The sequence below is a fragment of the Pseudoduganella ginsengisoli genome (assembly GCF_009720865.1).
Lineage (GTDB): Bacteria > Pseudomonadota > Gammaproteobacteria > Burkholderiales > Burkholderiaceae_D > Rugamonas > Rugamonas ginsengisoli.
On the sequence record NZ_WNLA01000004.1, the window covers coordinates 21246 to 38715 of the forward strand.

The 17470-nt window shown below is 61.6% G+C and carries 11 protein-coding genes and 1 pseudogene; 7 read left to right on the forward strand and 5 right to left on the reverse strand.

Annotated features, from left to right (window positions below; translation table 11 throughout):
- Position 1 precedes the first annotated feature (1 nt).
- The 5 genes from GM668_RS08390 to GM668_RS08410 are packed head-to-tail and all read left to right on the forward strand — an operon-like array spanning position 2 to position 5275.
- Entirely contained in the window at positions 2 to 493 is a 492-nt protein-coding gene (locus GM668_RS08390) for an Hcp family type VI secretion system effector (protein WP_155438516.1), read from the forward strand.
- A gap of 12 nt (positions 494 to 505) precedes the next feature.
- Positions 506 to 976, forward strand: coding sequence for a type VI secretion system baseplate subunit TssE (tssE, locus tag GM668_RS08395; RefSeq protein ID WP_155438517.1), 471 nt, complete (start codon positions 506 to 508; stop codon positions 974 to 976).
- On the forward strand, positions 973 to 3597 hold the full coding sequence (gene tssH / locus GM668_RS08400; RefSeq protein WP_155438518.1) for a type VI secretion system ATPase TssH: 2625 nt from the start codon (positions 973 to 975) through the stop codon (positions 3595 to 3597). Before tssE ends, tssH begins: the two co-directional genes overlap by 4 nt.
- An 11-nt stretch (positions 3598 to 3608) precedes the next feature.
- Positions 3609 to 4646: a type VI secretion system protein TssA gene (gene tssA, locus GM668_RS08405; protein WP_155438519.1), complete on the forward strand. Its 1038-nt coding sequence runs from the start codon at positions 3609 to 3611 to the stop codon at positions 4644 to 4646.
- 23 nt (positions 4647 to 4669) lie between these two features.
- Entirely contained in the window at positions 4670 to 5275 is a 606-nt protein-coding gene (locus GM668_RS08410; RefSeq protein WP_155438520.1) for a tRNA-uridine aminocarboxypropyltransferase, read from the forward strand.
- Positions 5276 to 5281: 6 nt separating this feature from the next.
- Here the strand turns inward: GM668_RS08410 and GM668_RS08415 are convergent, their stop codons facing one another.
- The 5 genes and pseudogenes from GM668_RS08415 to GM668_RS31895 form a co-directional block, all read right to left on the reverse strand.
- Entirely contained in the window at positions 5282 to 8095 is a 2814-nt protein-coding gene (locus GM668_RS08415; RefSeq protein WP_155438521.1) for an Hsp70 family protein, read from the reverse strand.
- Complete coding sequence (locus tag GM668_RS08420; RefSeq protein WP_155438522.1) at positions 8095 to 9960, reverse strand: Hsp70 family protein; 1866 nt, start codon at positions 9958 to 9960, stop codon at positions 8095 to 8097. The genes GM668_RS08415 and GM668_RS08420 overlap by 1 nt, the downstream gene beginning before the upstream one ends.
- An 82-nt stretch (positions 9961 to 10042) precedes the next feature.
- Positions 10043 to 10642 (reverse strand): DUF2760 domain-containing protein, encoded by a 600-nt coding sequence (locus tag GM668_RS08425; RefSeq protein ID WP_155438523.1) that lies wholly within the window; start codon positions 10640 to 10642, stop codon positions 10043 to 10045.
- Positions 10643 to 10861: 219 nt separating this feature from the next.
- Positions 10862 to 12265 (reverse strand): methyl-accepting chemotaxis protein, encoded by a 1404-nt coding sequence (locus tag GM668_RS31890; RefSeq protein WP_443094192.1) that lies wholly within the window; start codon positions 12263 to 12265, stop codon positions 10862 to 10864.
- Positions 12266 to 12328: 63 nt separating this feature from the next.
- Positions 12329 to 13315 (reverse strand): annotated as a pseudogene (locus tag GM668_RS31895) (MCP four helix bundle domain-containing protein); the annotation flags it as partial.
- Positions 13316 to 13504: 189 nt separating this feature from the next.
- Between GM668_RS31895 and GM668_RS08435 the strand changes: the two are divergent.
- Together GM668_RS08435 and GM668_RS08440 are read left to right on the forward strand one after the other, a co-directional pair.
- On the forward strand, positions 13505 to 14614 hold the full coding sequence (locus tag GM668_RS08435; protein ID WP_155438793.1) for a PA0069 family radical SAM protein: 1110 nt from the start codon (positions 13505 to 13507) through the stop codon (positions 14612 to 14614).
- 253 nt (positions 14615 to 14867) lie between these two features.
- Positions 14868 to 17348, forward strand: a complete 2481-nt coding sequence (locus GM668_RS08440) for an ABC-three component system protein (protein ID WP_155438525.1) — start codon at positions 14868 to 14870, stop codon at positions 17346 to 17348.
- Positions 17349 to 17470 lie beyond the last annotated feature (122 nt).

Genomic DNA, 17470 nt, shown 5'->3' on the forward strand with positions numbered 1-17470 from the left:
GATGGCTATAGACGTCTACCTGCAAATCGATGGCATCAAGGGCGAATCCACGGATGAGCGCCACAAGGAATGGATCGAATGCAAATCCGTGTCGTGGGCCGTGGAACAGCCGAAGTCCGCCACCTCGTCCACGGGCGGCGGCCACACGGCCGAGCGCTGCGAGCACCGTGACATCGTGATTTCCAAGCTGGCCGACCTGGCCTCGCCGATCCTGCTGCAGACTTGTTCTGCCGGGCGCACCATCCCCAAGGCGAAATTCGAATTCATGCGCGCGGATGGCCAGGGCGAGCGCGTCAAGTACTTTGAAATCGAAATTGAAAATGTGCTGATCGGCGCCGTGTCGCCTTCGGTGGCGGAGGGCGACATCCTGATGGAAGACGTGGGGTTCAAGTTTTCCAAGGTGCGCTGGAAATACACGCAGCAAAAAATCACGGGCGGCGTGGGCGGCAATACGTCCGGTGGCTGGGACCTGGCCGCTAACCGCATTGCATAAAGGCGGCTAGCCATGGCCCCGCAACCGCATGTGACGCCGGCCGGATTGCTGGACCGCCTGCTGTATGGCAGCGGTCCGGTGCAGACCCCGGCACAGTTGAAGGAATCCGTCGCGCGCAGCCTGGAAGACATGCTCAACACGCGCGCGGCATTGTCAGCCGGACTGTCGGCCGGGCTGTTGCGGGGCTATCCCCATTGCGCGGCATCGGTCGCCAATTACGGACTGGCCGATTTCGCGGGCTGCTGCCTTGGCAGTGCAGCGGACCGTACCTACATCGGCGCCTGCATCCGCACCGCCGTTGAGCGGCATGAACCGCGGCTGCGGCGGGTGGACGTGCAGGTGGCGCCAGAACCGGGCGCCGTCAACCGCATCCGCATCACGATTACCGGTTCACTGCCCACCCAGCGCGGCACGATTGCGTTTGACGCCGTGCTGCAGCCATCCACCTTGCGCTATTCGATCAACCGGCGGGGATCCTTATGACACTGAACTTGAAAACCCTGATCGCAAAACTCAACGACACGTCGCGCGTGGCTGCCACGCGGGCCGCCAGCATTTGCGTCAGCCTGAACCAGTTTGAAGTGGACCTGGAACATGTGTTCCTGGCTTTGCTGGAACAGGAACGCAGCGACTTCGTGACGATCACGCGCCGCTGCGGCATTCCCGTCGACCAGCTGGAAGCGGACCTGCGGCGGGAAATTGGCCGCTTCAAGTCGGGCAGCACACGCACACCTGTGTTTTCACCGCATTTGCCTGTGCTGCTGGAACAGGCATGGCTGATTGCGTCGCTGTCGTTGCCGCAGCCGGACCTGGTGCGCAGCGGCCATTTACTGCTGGCGCTGTTGACGGAACCCAGTCTCGCGCAGCTGGCGCAGCGGGGCTCGCCCCTGTTTGCCCGTTTTCCCGTCGATGAGTTGAAACACAACCTCGACAAGTATGCGCGGGGCTCGCAGGAAGAATGGCCTGCGCCGCAAGTGCCGCCGGCCAGCGATGGCGCCGCCGATCCTGTCACGCAATTGCAGCACCAGACGCCATCGCTGGACCGCTACACGGCGAACCTGACGCAGCAAGCCCGCGACGGCAAGCTCGATCCCGTCGTGGGGCGCGACAGTGAAATCCGCCAGGCGATGGATATCCTGATGCGGCGCCGGCAAAATAATCCCATCCTGACGGGCGAAGCGGGCGTCGGCAAAACCGCCGTGGTGGAAGGACTGGCGCAGCGCATTGTGGCGGGCGACGTGCCGGAAGCGCTGCAAGGCGTGGCCATCCACGCGCTGGATCTGGGCTTGCTGCAGGCCGGCGCCGGCGTGCGCGGTGAATTCGAAGCACGGCTGAATGGCGTGATCGACGACGTGCGCAAATGCCCCCATCCGGTGGTGCTGTTCATCGATGAGGCGCACACGCTGATCGGCGCAGGCGGCCAGGCAGGGCAGGGCGACGCGGCCAATTTGCTGAAGCCCGCGCTGGCGCGGGGCGAGTTGCGCACCATTGCCGCCACCACGTGGGGCGAATACAAGCGGCACGTGGAAAAAGACGCGGCGCTGGCGCGGCGTTTCCAGGTGGTCAAGGTGGAGGAGCCGGATGAAGAGACGGCGTGCGCAATGCTGCGCGCCATGGCGCCATTGATGGAGCGCCACTTCGGCGTGGTAGTGCGCGATGCCGCCGTGGTGGCTGCCGTCAAACTGTCGCAGCGCTATATCAGCGGGCGGCAATTGCCGGACAAAGCCGTCAGCCTGCTTGATACCGCCTGCGCCCGCGTGGCGCTGGCGCGCAGCACGCCGCCGGACAGCATCGAACGCATGCAGGCGCGCATGCATCACATGGCGATGGAAATCCGCGCGCTGGGCAAGGACCGCGAACTGGGCGCGGGCGGCAGCGGGCTGGATGCGCGGCTCGCCGCGCTGGCGGCTGAGCAGGATGGCCTGCGCCGGGCCTGTGCGGCGAACCGCACGCGCTGGGAACAGGAGAAAGCGCTGGGCGCCGCGATTGCCCTGCAGCGCGAGGGTGAACAGCCCGGCGCCATGGCGCTGGACGCCTTGCACGGGCAACTGGCCGAGCTGCAAGGCAGCGAGCCGCTGGCGCCGCTCGATGTCGATGCGCTGGCCGTGGCGGAAGTGGCGTCCGCATGGACCGGCATTCCGCTGGGCCGCATGGCGACGGATGAATGGCGGGCCGTGCGCGCGCTGCAAGAGACGCTGCAGGCACGCATCCTGGGCCAGCCGCACGCGATGGCGGCCGTCGCGCAGCGGCTAAAAGGCAGTGCTGCGGGACTGGCGGACCCGGACAAGCCGCGCGCCGTATTCCTGTTCGCCGGTCCATCGGGTACTGGCAAGACCGAAACCGCGCTGGCGCTGGCCGAAGCGCTGTATGGCGGCGAGCGCAAAGTGGTGACGATCCACATGAATGAATACCAGGAAGCGCACAGCGTGTCAGGGCTAAAAGGTTCGCCACCCGGCTACGTGGGCTTTGGCGAAGGCGGCGTGCTGACGGAAGCCGTGCGCCGTAATCCCTATTGCGTGCTGTTGCTGGATGAATTTGAAAAAGCCCATCCGGACGTGGCGGAATTGTTTTTCCAAGTGTTCGATAAAGGCGTGCTGGATGATGCGGAAGGGCGCACGGTGGATTTCCGCCATGCCGTCATCATTGCCACGTCCAACGCGGGCAGCGGCGCCATCGCGCAAGCGTGCGCGGGCTTGCAGGGACTGGACCGGCCATCGCCGGACGACCTGGAAGCGCTGGCCCGTCCCGCCTTGCTGCAGCACTTCAAGGCTGCGCTGCTGGGACGCATGCACGTGGTGCCGTTTTATCCGATTGCCGACGACGTGCTGGAGCGTATTATCGGCATGCGGCTGGAGCGGGTGGCGCGCCGCATCCATGCCGTGCACGCCGCGTCATTCACGTGGGACACCGCCGTGGTGGCATTGCTGTTGGCGCGCTGCACACAACTCGATGCCGGCGTGCGCCATATCGACCGCATCATTGATGGCGTGCTGCTGCCAGGACTGGCTGAAGCGCTGCTGGCGCGCATGGGGGACGGCGCCAGCGTGTCCGCCATCCGCATTGGCGTCGATGGCGCCAGCCAGTTCACCTACAGCCTTGTATGAGGAGCGCGGCCATGTTCGATATTGCACAGTTACTGGTACCCGTCAGCATGCAGCAGGCGTGTGGCGCGGATTTATCCTTCAGCAGCGAACTCGATGACATCATGAGGGCGCGCGTGCAGGATGATCCATCGCTGGCACAGGGCGAATGGGTGGCGGCGCTGAAGGATGCTGACTGGCATTTTGTCGCGGAACGGTGCGCCGTGCTGATTGCTTCCCGCAGCAAGGATTTGCGGCTGGCAGTATGGCTGGCGGAAGCCCATGCGAAGCTGCACCATTTCCGCGGGCTGGGCGATGGCTTTGCGCTGCTGGCCAGTCTGTGCGAGCGTTATTGGGATGGCCTGTACCCGTTGCCGGACGAGTGCGATGGCCACGAGCAGCGCAGCGGCAATCTTGCATGGCTGCTGGCCCGCACGCAGCAACTGGTGCGGCATATGCCGGTCAGCGAAGATGGCGCGGTGGCCATGGCGGATTTCGACGCGGCGCGCCAGCGCGCGAATGCCGCTGCGCAGGGGAACGGAGATCCATGGCGCACGCCGCAGCAGGCCGATGCCGGGCCGGGACTGGCGGAGCTGGACGCGGCGCGGCGGCGCAATTCCATGCAGTTCAACCGCCGCCTGCTGGAGGACGTCCAATATTGCTCCGCATCGCTCGCATCATTGCAAACGGTGGTTGATGCCAAGCTTGGAGCACAGGGCCCGGCATTTGGGGCGGCGCGCGAAGCCATTTTGAATGCGCTGGACTTTATCGAGCCGCTGGTGTCCGGCGGCGCCGTGGATGGGGAGCGGCCAGCCCCGGACGAAAGGGCAATGTCACGCAGCGAGGCGCCATCGGCTGGCTTGCAGGGCCGTGCCCAGGCATTGGCGCAGTTGCGGAGCGTGGCGGATTTCTTCCGCCGCACGGAACCGCACAGTCCCGTTGCGTACCTGGCAGACAAGGCTGCGCACTGGGGCGACATGCCGCTGCACGTATGGCTGCGTAATGTCGTGAAAGATCCGGGTGCATTGGCGCAAATGGAAGAAATGCTGGGCACCGGCGCGCCGCCGGAATAAGCGCTTGCCGTTACAATTGCGGCATGAATTCAACCACTTCCACGCCGCGCCGCGCCATGTGCGGCGTTTGCCTGCGGTCGCAAGCCACCTGTATTTGCCACTGGGCTGCGCCGGTGGCCAGCCGCGCCGGCGTATTGATCCTGCAGCATCCGATGGAAGCGCACAACGCCAAGAACAGTGCGCGGCTGCTGCATTTGTGCCTGCCCGGCAGCGTGATGGCGGTGGGGGAGGTGTTCGATGACAGCGCGCTTTCGGGTTTGCTGGCAGGTCCGCGCCGCCCTGTGCTGCTGTATCCCGATACGCCGGGCGACACGGACGTGCCGCCATTTGACCCGGCCTGGATGCAGGCGCCGGAACAATTGCTGCTGGTGGCGCTGGACGCCACGTGGCGCAAGAGCCGCAAGATGCTGTACCAAAACCCGGTGCTGCAACGCCTGCCGCGCCTGCCGCTGCGCGATATGCCCGCGTCACACTACCGCATCCGCAAAGCCCACGCCCCGGACCAGTTATCGACGCTCGAAGCGGTGGCGTATGCGCTGGCCCAGATTGAAAATGAAAACAGCAAATATGCGCCGCTGATTGCGGCGTTCGATAACTTCGTGTCTCAGCAAGCCAGTTATATCCCGTAGGGCGCGCTAGCTGATCAGCTTCAATCCCGGCGGCAGCGCTTCGCCCAGCATGCGTTTTTCCACTGCCTGGTCCAGCTCCACCACGTCCGCCACCATGGCGCTCCACGTGGACGGGGCGCGCACGGATTCCAGTTTGCGCAGCACTTGTTCGCGCAATGCGGGCTCGATGTCGCGCGTGCGGTCGCCTGTCATGCGGGCCAGGTGGGCGGCGGCGAAGCCTGCCGGTTCCAGTTTTTTCCAGTCCAGCTCCAGGATGGCCGCCAGCCATTGCGACACGGTTTCCATTGGCGCCACGTCGTGTGCGCTGCCGTGGAAGGGCTGGCGCGCTCCCACGCGCGACAGCGCCCACAGGTAGCGGCCTTGCATCACGTCTGCTTTCGGGCCGGATGCGGCAATCAGCTGGTCCAGCAGCCACTGGCCGATTTCCGCCTTGTAGGCGGATGGAATGCGTTCCAGCGATGCGCCCAGCCGCAGCATGTCTTCTTCGCTGCCATTGACGAGGGTAACGGGCCGCTTGCCCCGTTCCTGCGCATCGGCCTGCAAGTTGAATGCGAAATCATCGAGCAGCCGCAATTGCGCATCGACCGGCAGGCCGCCCGCCACGCGGCGCCACATGGTCCACCACTCGGAACACGCCTGGCTGTCCTTGTGGTTTTGCACGCCCGTGCCGAACAGCGCCCACAATTGCTCGATGCGCCAGCCGTCGAGCGCATCGCCAAAGCCCGGGCGCAGGCAATAGCCGGCCAAGTTCAGCCACGCGCGCTCATGTTCCGCCGAGCGGCGGCGGCCCTTGGCGCGCGCCAGCAACGCGTCAAACAAATGGCGCAGCACCGGCATGGCCCAGGTTTCGCGGCTGCCCAGCAAATGTTCCAGCTGGCGGGCCAGCTGGCGCACTTCTTTGCTGTCAACTTGCTGCGACTTGGCGCCAAAGATGCGTTCAATCGCCGCCAGCGCATCTTTTGCGCGCGGCGGCAGCACAATTTCTTCCGCCTCGTCTTCTCCATCGAGGGAACCACGCAGCTGGAATTCCAGTTGCCACCGCTGCGGCTTGCCGTGGCCCTCACTGTCCGCCGCGATGCAGTGGATTTCCAGCGTGCCGACTTCCGACAGCGTGGCTGCCAATTGCACGGGAATTTCCTTGCGCGCCTGGGCATCGCCGCTGTCGCGCAGCACCGTGGCAATCGGCGGCAGCCGCACGCAGTCGGCCGGATCCAGTTCCACCACGTCGCCGGCCTGCGGGGCAGGGCCGCTGCCGCCTGTGGTTGACACCAAATGGAAGCGCACCGGGCGCCCCAGGCGCAATGCAAACGTGCGGTCCGTCAGCCGCACTTCCGCGCCGGACTCAAAGCCGCGCGGCAGCAGGCACACGGCGCGGCTGCCCTGGTGCTTGCCGTCATCGAGCAACAGGAAATAAGAGCGGGCGGAACCTCCGCCTATGGTGGGCGCGCGGCCTTGCTTGCTCAAGCCATAGGCCACGCCGCCCCGGGCCACCGCCACGTCCGGGTTATCGTTGTGCAGCACCGTCAGCGGCGCATTGCGCCAGCCGGCCAGCGCCGCTTCCAGCCGTTTGGCCAGGGCGTCGGCGCGGAACACGCCGCCATTCATCAGCAGCGTGTCGGGAACGGGCAGCGACGCGCCGCCGGCTGGCAAACCCAGGGCTTCGCGCGCAGCAGCCGCATGCTGGGCCAGGAAGCCGGCCAGATGGCGTGTAATGGCGGGATCCTGTGCATACGGCAAACCGAATTCCACGATACCGCCACGCGAACGTGTCGCCGCTTCGGCGCCCGCATTCATCGGGAAGAAGCCATCCACCACCAGCTGCTCGACTTCGGCCCGCTGCAATTCCACCGAGCGGGTGCCGCCGATCAGTTTCGAGCCGCTGCCCAGCAGCGTGACGGGCACGCTGGACGGCGCATCGGCTGCCAGCAATTGCTCCTTGGCGGCGCGGCAGCGTTCCACCAGCTGCGCCATGCGGGCGGCCGACAGGCGCGGCGCCTCTGCGCCGTTCAGCCGCTGCTCGGCCAGCCGCGCCAGCGCCAGGTCCATATTGTCGCCGCCAAGGATCAGGTGGTTGCCCACGCCGATACGCGTCAAGACCGGTTCGCCATCGCTGACGTCCACGCGGATCAAGCTGAAGTCCGTGGTGCCGCCGCCCACGTCGCACACCAGCACGAGTTTCGATTGCGCGAGGTCTTGCGCGAGGGTTTGCTTATGGCGGTACAGCCAGTCGTAAAACGCCGCCTGCGGTTCTTCCAGCAGCCGCAAGGACGGCAAACCCGCCAGTTTCGCCGCCTCCAATGTCAGCGCGCGGGCCCCTTCGTCAAACGACGCCGGTATCGTCAGCACCACGTGCTGCCTGTCCAGCGGATGCTTGGGGAAGCGTGTATTCCACGCTGCCTTCAAGTGCGCCAGGTACGACGCGCTGGCCGCCACCGGCGACACCTTCGGCACGCCTTCTTCCGCGCCCCACGGCAGGATGGGCGCCATGCGGTCGACATTCGGGTGCGACAGCCAGCTTTTCGCGGAGGCCACCAGCCGCCCCGGCACCTGCGCGCCCAGCTTGCGGGCCAGCCGGCCCACGGCAACTTCGCTGACCCCGGCCACGTCATCCTGCCGCCACGGCAGCTGCAATTCCCCCGCCGCCAGTTCGCCATCGGCCGCATGGTAGCGCAGCGACGGCAGCAGCGGCGCCGCGCCGATTTCGCCAGGCGCCGTCAACTGGTCGATGTCGAACAGCCGGACCTCTTCAGATCCGGGCTCTGAATAAGCGAGCACCGTATTGGTGGTGCCCAGGTCGATGGCGACGAGGTATGGCTTCATTAGCCGTTGCTGGTGGCGCGCACGTCGAATTCGACTTTCCAGCGCTGGCCATTGTCATCGGCCACAGCCAGCAATTCCAGCGTCCCCGCTTCCGTGGCCAGCGCATGCAATTTGACTTGCACCACTTCGCCCGGCTGGCGGCCGTCCGGCGACAGCGTCATCTGGATTTCATTCAGCTCCGTCAATTCATCCGGGCCCCAGAAGTCCAGCAATTCGCCAATCGCATCTTGCCGGCGCGTCGATGATTCAAAGAAGCGGAAGTTGACAGGCTCACCCACCACCAGGCCGAATTGCTGGCCCGGCAATTCGATTTCGCCGCCTTCTTCCATGCCGAACGGCGCCACGCACAGCGCCTGGATCGGCGGCTCCATGCCTGGGATGGCCGGCATCGACGATTCCACCGCCACGTAGTACGAACGGGCCGTGCCGCCACGGATGCGCACACCGGCGCCACGGCGCACGTAGCTGTAATAGGCGGCGCCACGGGCCACCGCCAGGTCCAGGTCCGCGCCATCGAGCATGCGGGCAGGTTCCGAACCTTCCATGTACAGCCAGTCGTTGATGGTGTCCATCACGCGCTGGGCCAGCAGGCCGGATTTGAACACGCCGCCGTTGAACAATACAGCGGTCGGGTGCAGGAACGTTGCTTCAGCCGGCTGGCGGCCTTCGTACCCCTGCAGTTCAGCCGTCGCGCCCAGCTGGCGGCCCAGGAAGGCGGCCAAATGTTTCGTGACGGCGGCGTCCTGTGCGTATGGCAAGCCCAGTTGCGTCAGGCCGGCGCGCGTACGCACGGCAGGGCGGCTCGATGCGTCGACTTTCGGGAAGAAGCCTTCGACAATGAAGTTCACCACTTCATCGCGCGTCAATTCCGTGCGGATCGAGCCGCCAATCAGTTTCGAGCCGCGGCTCGGCACGACGATGGGCCAGGTCTGCACGGTGGCGTCGGCCAGCAGCGCTTCCTTGCCGGCGCGGCAGCCATACGTCAGCGCGCGCAGCTGCCAGGCATCGAGCTGCGTGCCGTTGGCGGCCAGCTTGCGCGCCACCATGTGCGCCAGGGCGAGATCCATGTTGTCGCCGCCCAGCAGGATATGGTCGCCCACGGCCACGCGGTGCGGTTCCAGCACGCCGTCGCGCTCCAGCACGGCGATCAGCGAAAAGTCGCTGGTGCCGCCGCCGACGTCGACGACCAGGATAATGTCGCCCGGCTTGACGGCCTTGCGCCATTTACCCTCGCTGCCCTGGATCCAGCTATACAGCGCGGCCTGCGGTTCTTCCAGCAAGGTCAAGCCTTCATAGCCTGCCGCGCGGGCCGCATCAGCCGTCAATTCGCGGGCAGCCGGGTCAAACGATGCCGGGATGGTGACGGTGACGGCTTGTTGGGCGAACGGTGCGTCCGGATGCGCGGCATCCCACGCCTGGCGCAAGTGCGCCAGGTAGCGGGTAGAGGCTTCCAGCGGCGACACGCGCGTGACTTCTTCCGGCGCATCGTTCGGCAAGATGGCGGCGCGGCGGTCCACGCCGGGGTGGCACAGCCAGCTCTTGGCCGACGACACGAGGCGGATCGGCGTCGTGGCGCCACGGCTGCGCGCCATTTCACCGGCCACGGGTTCGCCCGCCGCCGTTCCGTCGCCCGCCGCTCGCCATGGCAGCGCCAGCTCTCCGGCCGCCATTTCATCCGGGTGCGGCAAATACAGGAACGAAGGCAGCAGCGGCAAGTCTTCAATCGTGCCGGGCGCCGTCAGCTGGGGAATACCCAGCACGGTTTGCGCGGTTTTTTCGCCATCGCTGGCCGCCAGGTCAACATAGGACAATGCCGAGTGCGTGGTACCGAGGTCGATACCAATTGCATACTTAGGATCGCTCATTGCGCTGCCTCCGTCGAAGTTACCGGGCTGCACATGGCGCCTGGCTTGCGGTGACCCATGCCGATGGATAATTTAAGCTTGCTCACAGTTCCACCTCCGCCGGCGCCAGTACATTCGCATCATGCGCTTCCGCCAGTTTCGGCAGGCGCACGGAAGTCGCGCGCCAGCCGCGGTGCGACAGGCTGCCCTTGAACGGGGCCTGGCCCACGACATTGCCCGTCAGGCGCACGGACGCAGCGTCAAAGCCCGCTTCCAGGGTGACGCGGGAACCTTCCAGTTCACTGCGGATCGGTTCGATGGTGAAGTGTTCGCGCAGCACTTTGGCGCAGCCTTCGTGCACGACGCGGGCCGCGGCGCCGATATCGGCATCCGCATAGCCGTTCAAGCTTTCCTGCGTGAAGTCGAGCAGGCGGGCTTCGCGTTGCAGCAAGCTCAGCAGTTGCAACGCCGCGTCCGGCGTCGCTTCACGCAAGATCACTGGCGCGGCAGTCGGGGCCGGTGTCGGCGCAGCAGTGGGGGCAGCGGTTGGCGCCGGCGTTGGCGCGGCGGTCGGCGCAGCCATGGGTTCATCCAGGCGCTGGATGCGGGCCGCATATTCGGCATTGCCGAGCGTGCGGAAGAATGCGCTGATCGCAAGCGCAATGCGCGTGCCGAAGGACGGCAACTGAGTCGTATTGGTCATCGTAATCTCTGGTTTGGCCGGCGGGCCGCTGCTTCAGTAAGCGGGCGCTACACCGGCGGTTGGACGTCTGGGGCTGGCGCTTGTGCAGCGCCGCAATCAAAGCGAATCATACCAGTTGATGCGCCATTGCTGAAATTTCAGCAATGGGCGTAGCGGGCAGGGGGTGTTTGTAGAGAAAAAGGCAAGGCGGCGACCCATCCGGCAACCGCCCTGGACCCGTCAGAACCGGGCGAAACTGTTTTCGTCTGGTTCACCTTCGGCATTGGTCGCCGCGGCGCGTGGTTCCGCCCGTTTGCGGATGGGCGCGCGGGGAGCAATGCCCTTGCGGGATGCGGAAAAAGCGCTGCCCCGCCCTACGGTGTCAATCTTGAAGAACCCCATCGTGCGTTGCAACTGTTCGGCCTGGCCACTCATTTCCTCGGCCGTGGCGGCCAGTTCTTCCGAGCTGGCCGCATTTTGCTGCGTCGTCTGCGACAATTGTTGCACGGCGGAATTAATTTGTGCGACACCGGACGACTGTTCTTCCGATGCGGCAGAAATCTCCTGCACCAGGTCCGACGTGCGTTTGATATTCGGCACCATCTGGCCCAGCAACTGGCCTGCACGTTCCGCCAGCTGCACGCTGCCGGACGCCACTTCAGAAATTTCTTGCGCGGCCACTTGCGAGCGTTCGGCCAGCTTGCGCACTTCCGCAGCCACGACGGCAAAGCCTTTACCGTGTTCACCAGCCCGCGCCGCTTCAATGGCGGCATTGAGCGCCAGCAAATTGGTTTGATACGCGATGTCGTCAATGATGCTGATCTTGGTGGCAATTTGCTTCATGGCCGATACCGTGGCGTTGACGGCTTCGCCGCCTTCCATGGCTTCCTGCGATGCCCGCGCCGCCATGCCATCCGTGGCTTTCGCGTTATCCGTGTTTTGTGAAATCGACGCCGTCATTTGTTCCAGCGAAGCGCTGGTTTCTTCCACGCTGGCAGCCTGTTCGCTGGCCGACTGCGACAGCGACTGTGCCGTGGCGGATACTTGTTCGGAAGCGCTGGCCAGCGCCTGGGCGCCCTCGTTCACTTCCGTCACCACTTGCAACAGCTTGGCAACGGTATTGTTCGCATACGACTTCAGTTCGCCAAAGCTGCCTTCGTACTGCTTGTCGATGGTCTTGTTCAGATCGCCTTCAGCCAGCGCCCCCATGACCCGCACGACGTCGTTGATGGACGTGCCTGTCGTCACCATCAGCCGGTTCAAGCCTTCACCCAGCTCCTTCTGGAAGCCTTGCATGCCGGCCAGGTCGATGCGGGCATTGAAGTCGCCCCGGTTGGCGGAATCCACCACATGTTTCTGGCCATCGATGACGAGGTTCAGCTTGGTCACGGTGTTGTTGGCATAGCGTTTCAATTCATCGAACGCCCCTTCGTAATCTTTGGTGATGTTCTTCGACAAATCGCCTTCGGACAGCGCCCCCATGACACGCACGACGTCGGCCACGCTGGCGCCGGTGGTGGCCATCAATTGGTTCATGCCTTCCGCCAGCTCTTTCTGGAAGCCTTGCAGGCCGCCCAATTCGACGCGGACATTGAAATTGCCCCGGTTGGCCGCTTCGATGGCTTGCTTTTGCCCGGTGATCACCTGGTTCAGCTTGCTGACGGTATTATTGGAAAAGCGCTTCAATTCATCGAATGCGCCCTGGTATTCCTTGGTAATGGTTTTCGACAAATCGCCTTCCGACAGCGCGCCCATCACGCGCACCACGTCGGACACGCTGGCGCCCGTTGTCGCCATCAACTGGTTCAAGCCTTCCGCCAGTTCTTTCTGGAAGCCGTGCAAGCCATTCAAATCCACGCGCATGGCGAAATCGCCCCGGTTGGCTGCCTCGATGGCTTGCTTTTGGCCGCTGATCACCTGGTTCAGCTTGGCCACCATATTGCGCATGGCGTTGAGCAGCTGGCCGGTTTCATCCCTGGCGCTGCCGTCGATTTGCATGGACAAGTCGCCTGCTTCCAGTTTTTCCGCCACGCGGACAGCGGTTTTCAGCGGCTGCACGATGCCGACGGTAATCACGTAAGCGACGACCAAGGCCAGCAGTACGGCGCCGGCTGCCAGCGAAATCACCAGGGTACGCGTGGCTTCATAACTGGCCGCCACTTCATCGCCGGCCTTGTCCATCAACTCAGCCTGAAATTTGGAAAACGCTTCCAGAGCCCCCCAAAACGCTTCATTGGCGGGCGTAAAATCAGTTCTCAGGTATTCCGCCGCGGCTTTGCGGTCGGTCTTTGCAATGGCATAAAACTGGTCATAGCGCGTATCGAGTTGAGCGCGCTTATCCTGCGCACTCTTCAGCAAGTCCTTGGCTTTTTCCAGCACGACGATTTTTTGCAGCTTGTTTAAATCTTCGACAATTTCGCCACGGTTGACTTCCGCGGCGCGCTTGAAGCGTTCCGCGTCCGCATCGTTCGACGCCAGCAAGATGTTGCGGATTTGCCTGCCATTGTCCATGGCGTTTTTTACTGCATCGTCCGCCAGCAGGAATTTTGCATAGCGGTCTTCGAGGATTTGCCGCGTCAATTCATTGCTGGCAGCAAGGCGGGAAATACTGATGGCCGACACCAGCAACAGCAGTGCCACGACACATCCGAAACCCAGGCCCAGCCGGGCTGAAATCTTGAGATTCTTGAGCATGTAAGTTCCTTGCAAAAGGTTATACAGCGGTTGATCTACCTCAATATGGCCAACCCATTATGCGCCCCGGGACGGTGCACAAATCTATCAAAAACTCACCTCTGATGGCGCTTGCTTGCCAGCGAAAGGCGGCATAGAATACTGTTTATATATACAGTATTTGAGGTTGTCTTGGACAAGTGGCAAACCATGCTGCCGGCATCGCCGTTGCAGGTGCAGAAAGGGCGGGGCGCGGTCAGCAACCTGCAGGGGCGTCACGACGTGCATGGACGCGAACAGTTCGATGATGGCTGGGACCACGGCGACGATGATGCGCCCCGCGTGTTTAAGACACACGTCACGGATGAAGTGGCGAAATCCATCCTCACGCGCAACAGTTCGCCGGATATCCCATTCAATGTGTCGCTGAATCCGTACCGGGGCTGCGAGCACGGCTGCATTTACTGCTTTGCGCGGCCGTCGCACAGTTACCTGGGCATGTCGCCGGGGCTGGATTTTGAAACGCGCATCGTGGCCAAGGTCAATGCGGCCGAGCTGTTGCGGCAAGAATTGGCGAAGCCGTCGTATGTGCCGGAATCCATTGCGCTGGGCGTCAATACGGATGCGTACCAGCCATGTGAACGCAGTTTGAAAATCACGCGGGGCGTTTTGGAAGTGCTGCATGAGTGCGACCACCCGGTGGGTTTGATCACGAAGTCATCGCTGATTGAGCGCGATATCGATTTATTGTCGGATATGGCGAAACGGCAACTGGTGTCGGCTGCCATCACCATCACGACCCTGGACAGCGGCATTGCCCGCACCCTGGAGCCGCGCGCGGCAGCACCGGCGCGGCGCCTGCGCACGATTAAAACCTTGTCGGATGCGGGCATTCCCGTTGGCGTCAGCATTGCGCCCATCATTCCATTCATCACGGAACCGGACATTGAAAAAGTCATTGAAGCCGCGTGCGAGGCAGGGGCGCTGCACGTGAATTACATCGTGCTGCGCCTGCCGTGGGAAGTGAATCCCTTGTTCCAGCAATGGCTGGAGGCGCACTTCCCGGACCGCGCGCAGCGCGTGATGAACCGCATCCGCGATATGCGGGGTGGCAAGGATTATCAGGCGGAATTCGGCAGGCGCATGCGGGGCGAGGGCGTGTGGGCGGATTTGATCCACCAGCGGGTGGAAAAAACTGTACGCCGGCTGGGACTGGAGCGGCGCATGATGCGCTTCCGCCAGCTTGATGCCGGGCGTTTCCGCAGGCCGCTGTCGGTGCCGGCGGCGGCCAAACAGGGCGGGCAGCTGGACTTGTTCTAAGGTATTTTTCACTCGCAACGGAAATCATGTGGCAGCCATGCCCCACTGTGACAAAGTACGTATTTTCTCCGTGGAAAAACTGCTAGTCTGTCGGCTAGGCAACCAGGAGTCATTTTAAGTTCCTCTGAGAAACTTAGCTTTCGAGCGTTGCCTTGATATTTCCTAGAGGAGGGACGTGACGAATGGGGCAGGAATTTAGGCAGACGCAGTCGATATCTGAGCACATCATTCTGAACGCATCCGGAGTGCTGAATTGAATTCAGAGGACATCGTTAGAGGGGCGGCAGTCTCTGATTACCCGAAATTTTATGTGCTTGGGTGTTTCGATAAACGTATCACCTTTTATTCGCAACAGGTACGTGCATTATCGTTGGTGCATGCTCTGCACAAACTTGGATATCTAAATAGTGCGGCGAGCATTGCTATTATTGGTGCAGGCGCGGCTGGGCTTACAACTGCAGCTGCCTTGATGCTCGCTACAACGGCACGCATTGTGATCTTTGAGAAGTCCGAGGTCTTGCTGCCGCTTCAATCTGCAACATCGAGACGCAAGCTGGATCCTCACATATACGATTGGCCTGGTTTCGACACGCCGGACAAGGCTGCGAATTTACCAATCCTTGACTGGGAGGCCGGCCCCGCGCAAGAAGTCCGTTTTGACGTTATTACCGAGTTCGAGCATATTTGTCTACGCAAAGGTCAATTTCTCGAAAAGCGCCTTGGACATCAAGTAAAAAGTATTGAACGCATCGGAAATTCCTATAAAGTGATCTTTGATTTCCTTGGTAATCCAGGCGACGCACTTCCGAGTGAAAATCGTAGCGACCAGTTTGATATGATTTTTCTTGCGGTCGGATTTGGACTGGAACCGGAAGAAAGTATTGAAGGAATAAGAGACAAGAGTTATTGGTCTGATGCAGGCGTACCTACTGCTGAGTTTGCGGCACGGTCTGCCCCTCGTTTTTTTGTCAGCGGAAATGGTGATGGCGGGCTGATTGATTTGGTTGCCGCAGCGTCCGCGGATTTTGATCATGGCGGGATGATTCGTCTTATCACCGAACATCCGGGGACAAAGGAGCTCGGCAATATTCTCCAAAGAATTGACAATAATGCACGCCTCGCGCTGGCAAAAGGTACTTCAGTTAACTTGTACCAGGAATATGAGCGTCAAGTCAGTCCATTGATTGAACAAAATGGCATGTTGGCTCGCGTTGCAGGAAACCTACGACGCGGTGTCCAGCTTGTTTTTCAAACTCAGCAGGAAGAAATTTTTAGCATTTATACCGCTGTTTTGAATCGACTGGCCGTGTTTGTTACTATTAAGGCTTGTGAAATTTCTAAAACTGGCAGTTTCAGGCATATTTGGTGCGGATCTGTCAGCAAGTTGCCTACTGTGGTCCCTGGCACGATACTGCTTGATTGTCAAACTGTGCAGATTGAGGTCGATGAAGTCATTATACGCCGCGGTCCCATGCGTGATTCGGTCCGCAAACCGTTTATCAATATAATCAGTAAGTATGAAGAAGAGCACGATTACTGGCTGAGGCTGCATGGCGATGCAATTTTGGTACCTCGGTTGTCGAGTGAGGCGAGGTCGTTTTTCTGGGATTTGGCGAGAACAGCGGAAATTCCCTTATCACGGAGGCTTTTGCGTCAGGTAGCTGCAAACCTTCCGGTGACATTCAAATTGCGTGCGAATGGCCAGAATGTTCATTGGTCCGGTGCGCTTGGAAGCAAAGACATTCAAGCGCTATGGGATACCGAGCGTCCATACAAAATCATTTTGCATGATGATCCGGATGCACTTGGCGAGGTCGCCAACGCGATTCTGCGCGTCGCCTGCCATAGCCGCAACGTCACATTGTATGCTGATCCAGTGCATTGGCGTGGTTTCGTGCGGCAGATCGTAATGGAGTCGCTTCACGCCAAAGGCATAAGCGTTCCCCCCATTTGTGCAGATTTCCCTGGCGGCGGCACAGAGGATGCCCGCGAAATTTCGAAGGTTCGGTTAGCCAAAGAACTGCATGCAGGGCTTGACGCCTGGATGCTTCGCCGAATTCATGCTCATCTTGAAGAGTATTTTCGGTCCGGTTCAGATCCCGGCAGAGCTATCGGTTTGGACATTGCACAGGATCTTCGGCAGCAAATGGCGACTATTTGGAGCGATTGGTACGTGGAGTTTACGGATACAGCAGAAGTCCTGAAACATTTTCTGTGCCTGATGATGTGTGCTGCTGACGACGACGGCGCCGCGCAGGTATTGGTTGGTCCGGAAAAGCTTCCTCAGATCATACGCGGAACAGTGGTGTCATTGGCAATTGCTTCTGCCTGGACTGCAACAGAGCCAAAGAATGAGCGGCCGGGAAATTTACGTCGCGACCTTGGCGAGAACGCAGTGTGGGCTGGTCACAGTTGTGCCGCAGACCTCATCAATGGCAAGTCCATTTTGCTGCAAGCAGGCACCTTTATGTGGCAAACAGATTTCGTGATTCTGGCCGTAGAGGGAACAGTTGAGATCACGCGAAGCGCGGAGACAGCATTCGCGCAGGCTAATGTTGATCAGCCATCATTCAGCGAGCCATTTGGCTGTGAACCTCTGGTCTTGTCCATCAGTGTTGCATTTAGCCGAGCAGTTGAAGCGGGGACGGCTGCATTAATAGGGATGTTGGGCGAGGTTGAAGCCAGGCGTTTTGATCGATTGAATAACGCTATAGAGAGGGGTAATCCAGCATGAGTGAGCAACCAATTCATCACTTGTTGACGCAACTGTCAGAGCGTCTGCATGCTAGTGCAGCCAAGCGCTCTACGGAAAGAAAACCGCTCTCATGCACACCGAGGCCGCAATACGCCGGGGCC

What these genes read in the sequence shown, in the direction of transcription:
- GM668_RS08390 (WP_155438516.1), top strand. Translation starts at nt 2, where the DNA reads ATGGCTATAGACGTCTACCTGCAAATCGATGGCATCAAGGGCGAATCC.
- tssE (WP_155438517.1), top strand. Translation starts at nt 506, where the DNA reads ATGGCCCCGCAACCGCATGTGACGCCGGCCGGATTGCTGGACCGCCTG.
- tssH (WP_155438518.1), top strand. Translation starts at nt 973, where the DNA reads ATGACACTGAACTTGAAAACCCTGATCGCAAAACTCAACGACACGTCG.
- tssA (WP_155438519.1), top strand. Translation starts at nt 3,609, where the DNA reads ATGTTCGATATTGCACAGTTACTGGTACCCGTCAGCATGCAGCAGGCG.
- GM668_RS08410 (WP_155438520.1), top strand. Translation starts at nt 4,670, where the DNA reads ATGAATTCAACCACTTCCACGCCGCGCCGCGCCATGTGCGGCGTTTGC.
- GM668_RS08415 (WP_155438521.1), bottom strand. Translation starts at nt 8,095, where the DNA reads ATGAAGCCATACCTCGTCGCCATCGACCTGGGCACCACCAATACGGTG.
- GM668_RS08420 (WP_155438522.1), bottom strand. Translation starts at nt 9,960, where the DNA reads ATGAGCGATCCTAAGTATGCAATTGGTATCGACCTCGGTACCACGCAC.
- GM668_RS08425 (WP_155438523.1), bottom strand. Translation starts at nt 10,642, where the DNA reads ATGACCAATACGACTCAGTTGCCGTCCTTCGGCACGCGCATTGCGCTT.
- GM668_RS08435 (WP_155438793.1), top strand. Translation starts at nt 13,505, where the DNA reads ATGCTGCCGGCATCGCCGTTGCAGGTGCAGAAAGGGCGGGGCGCGGTC.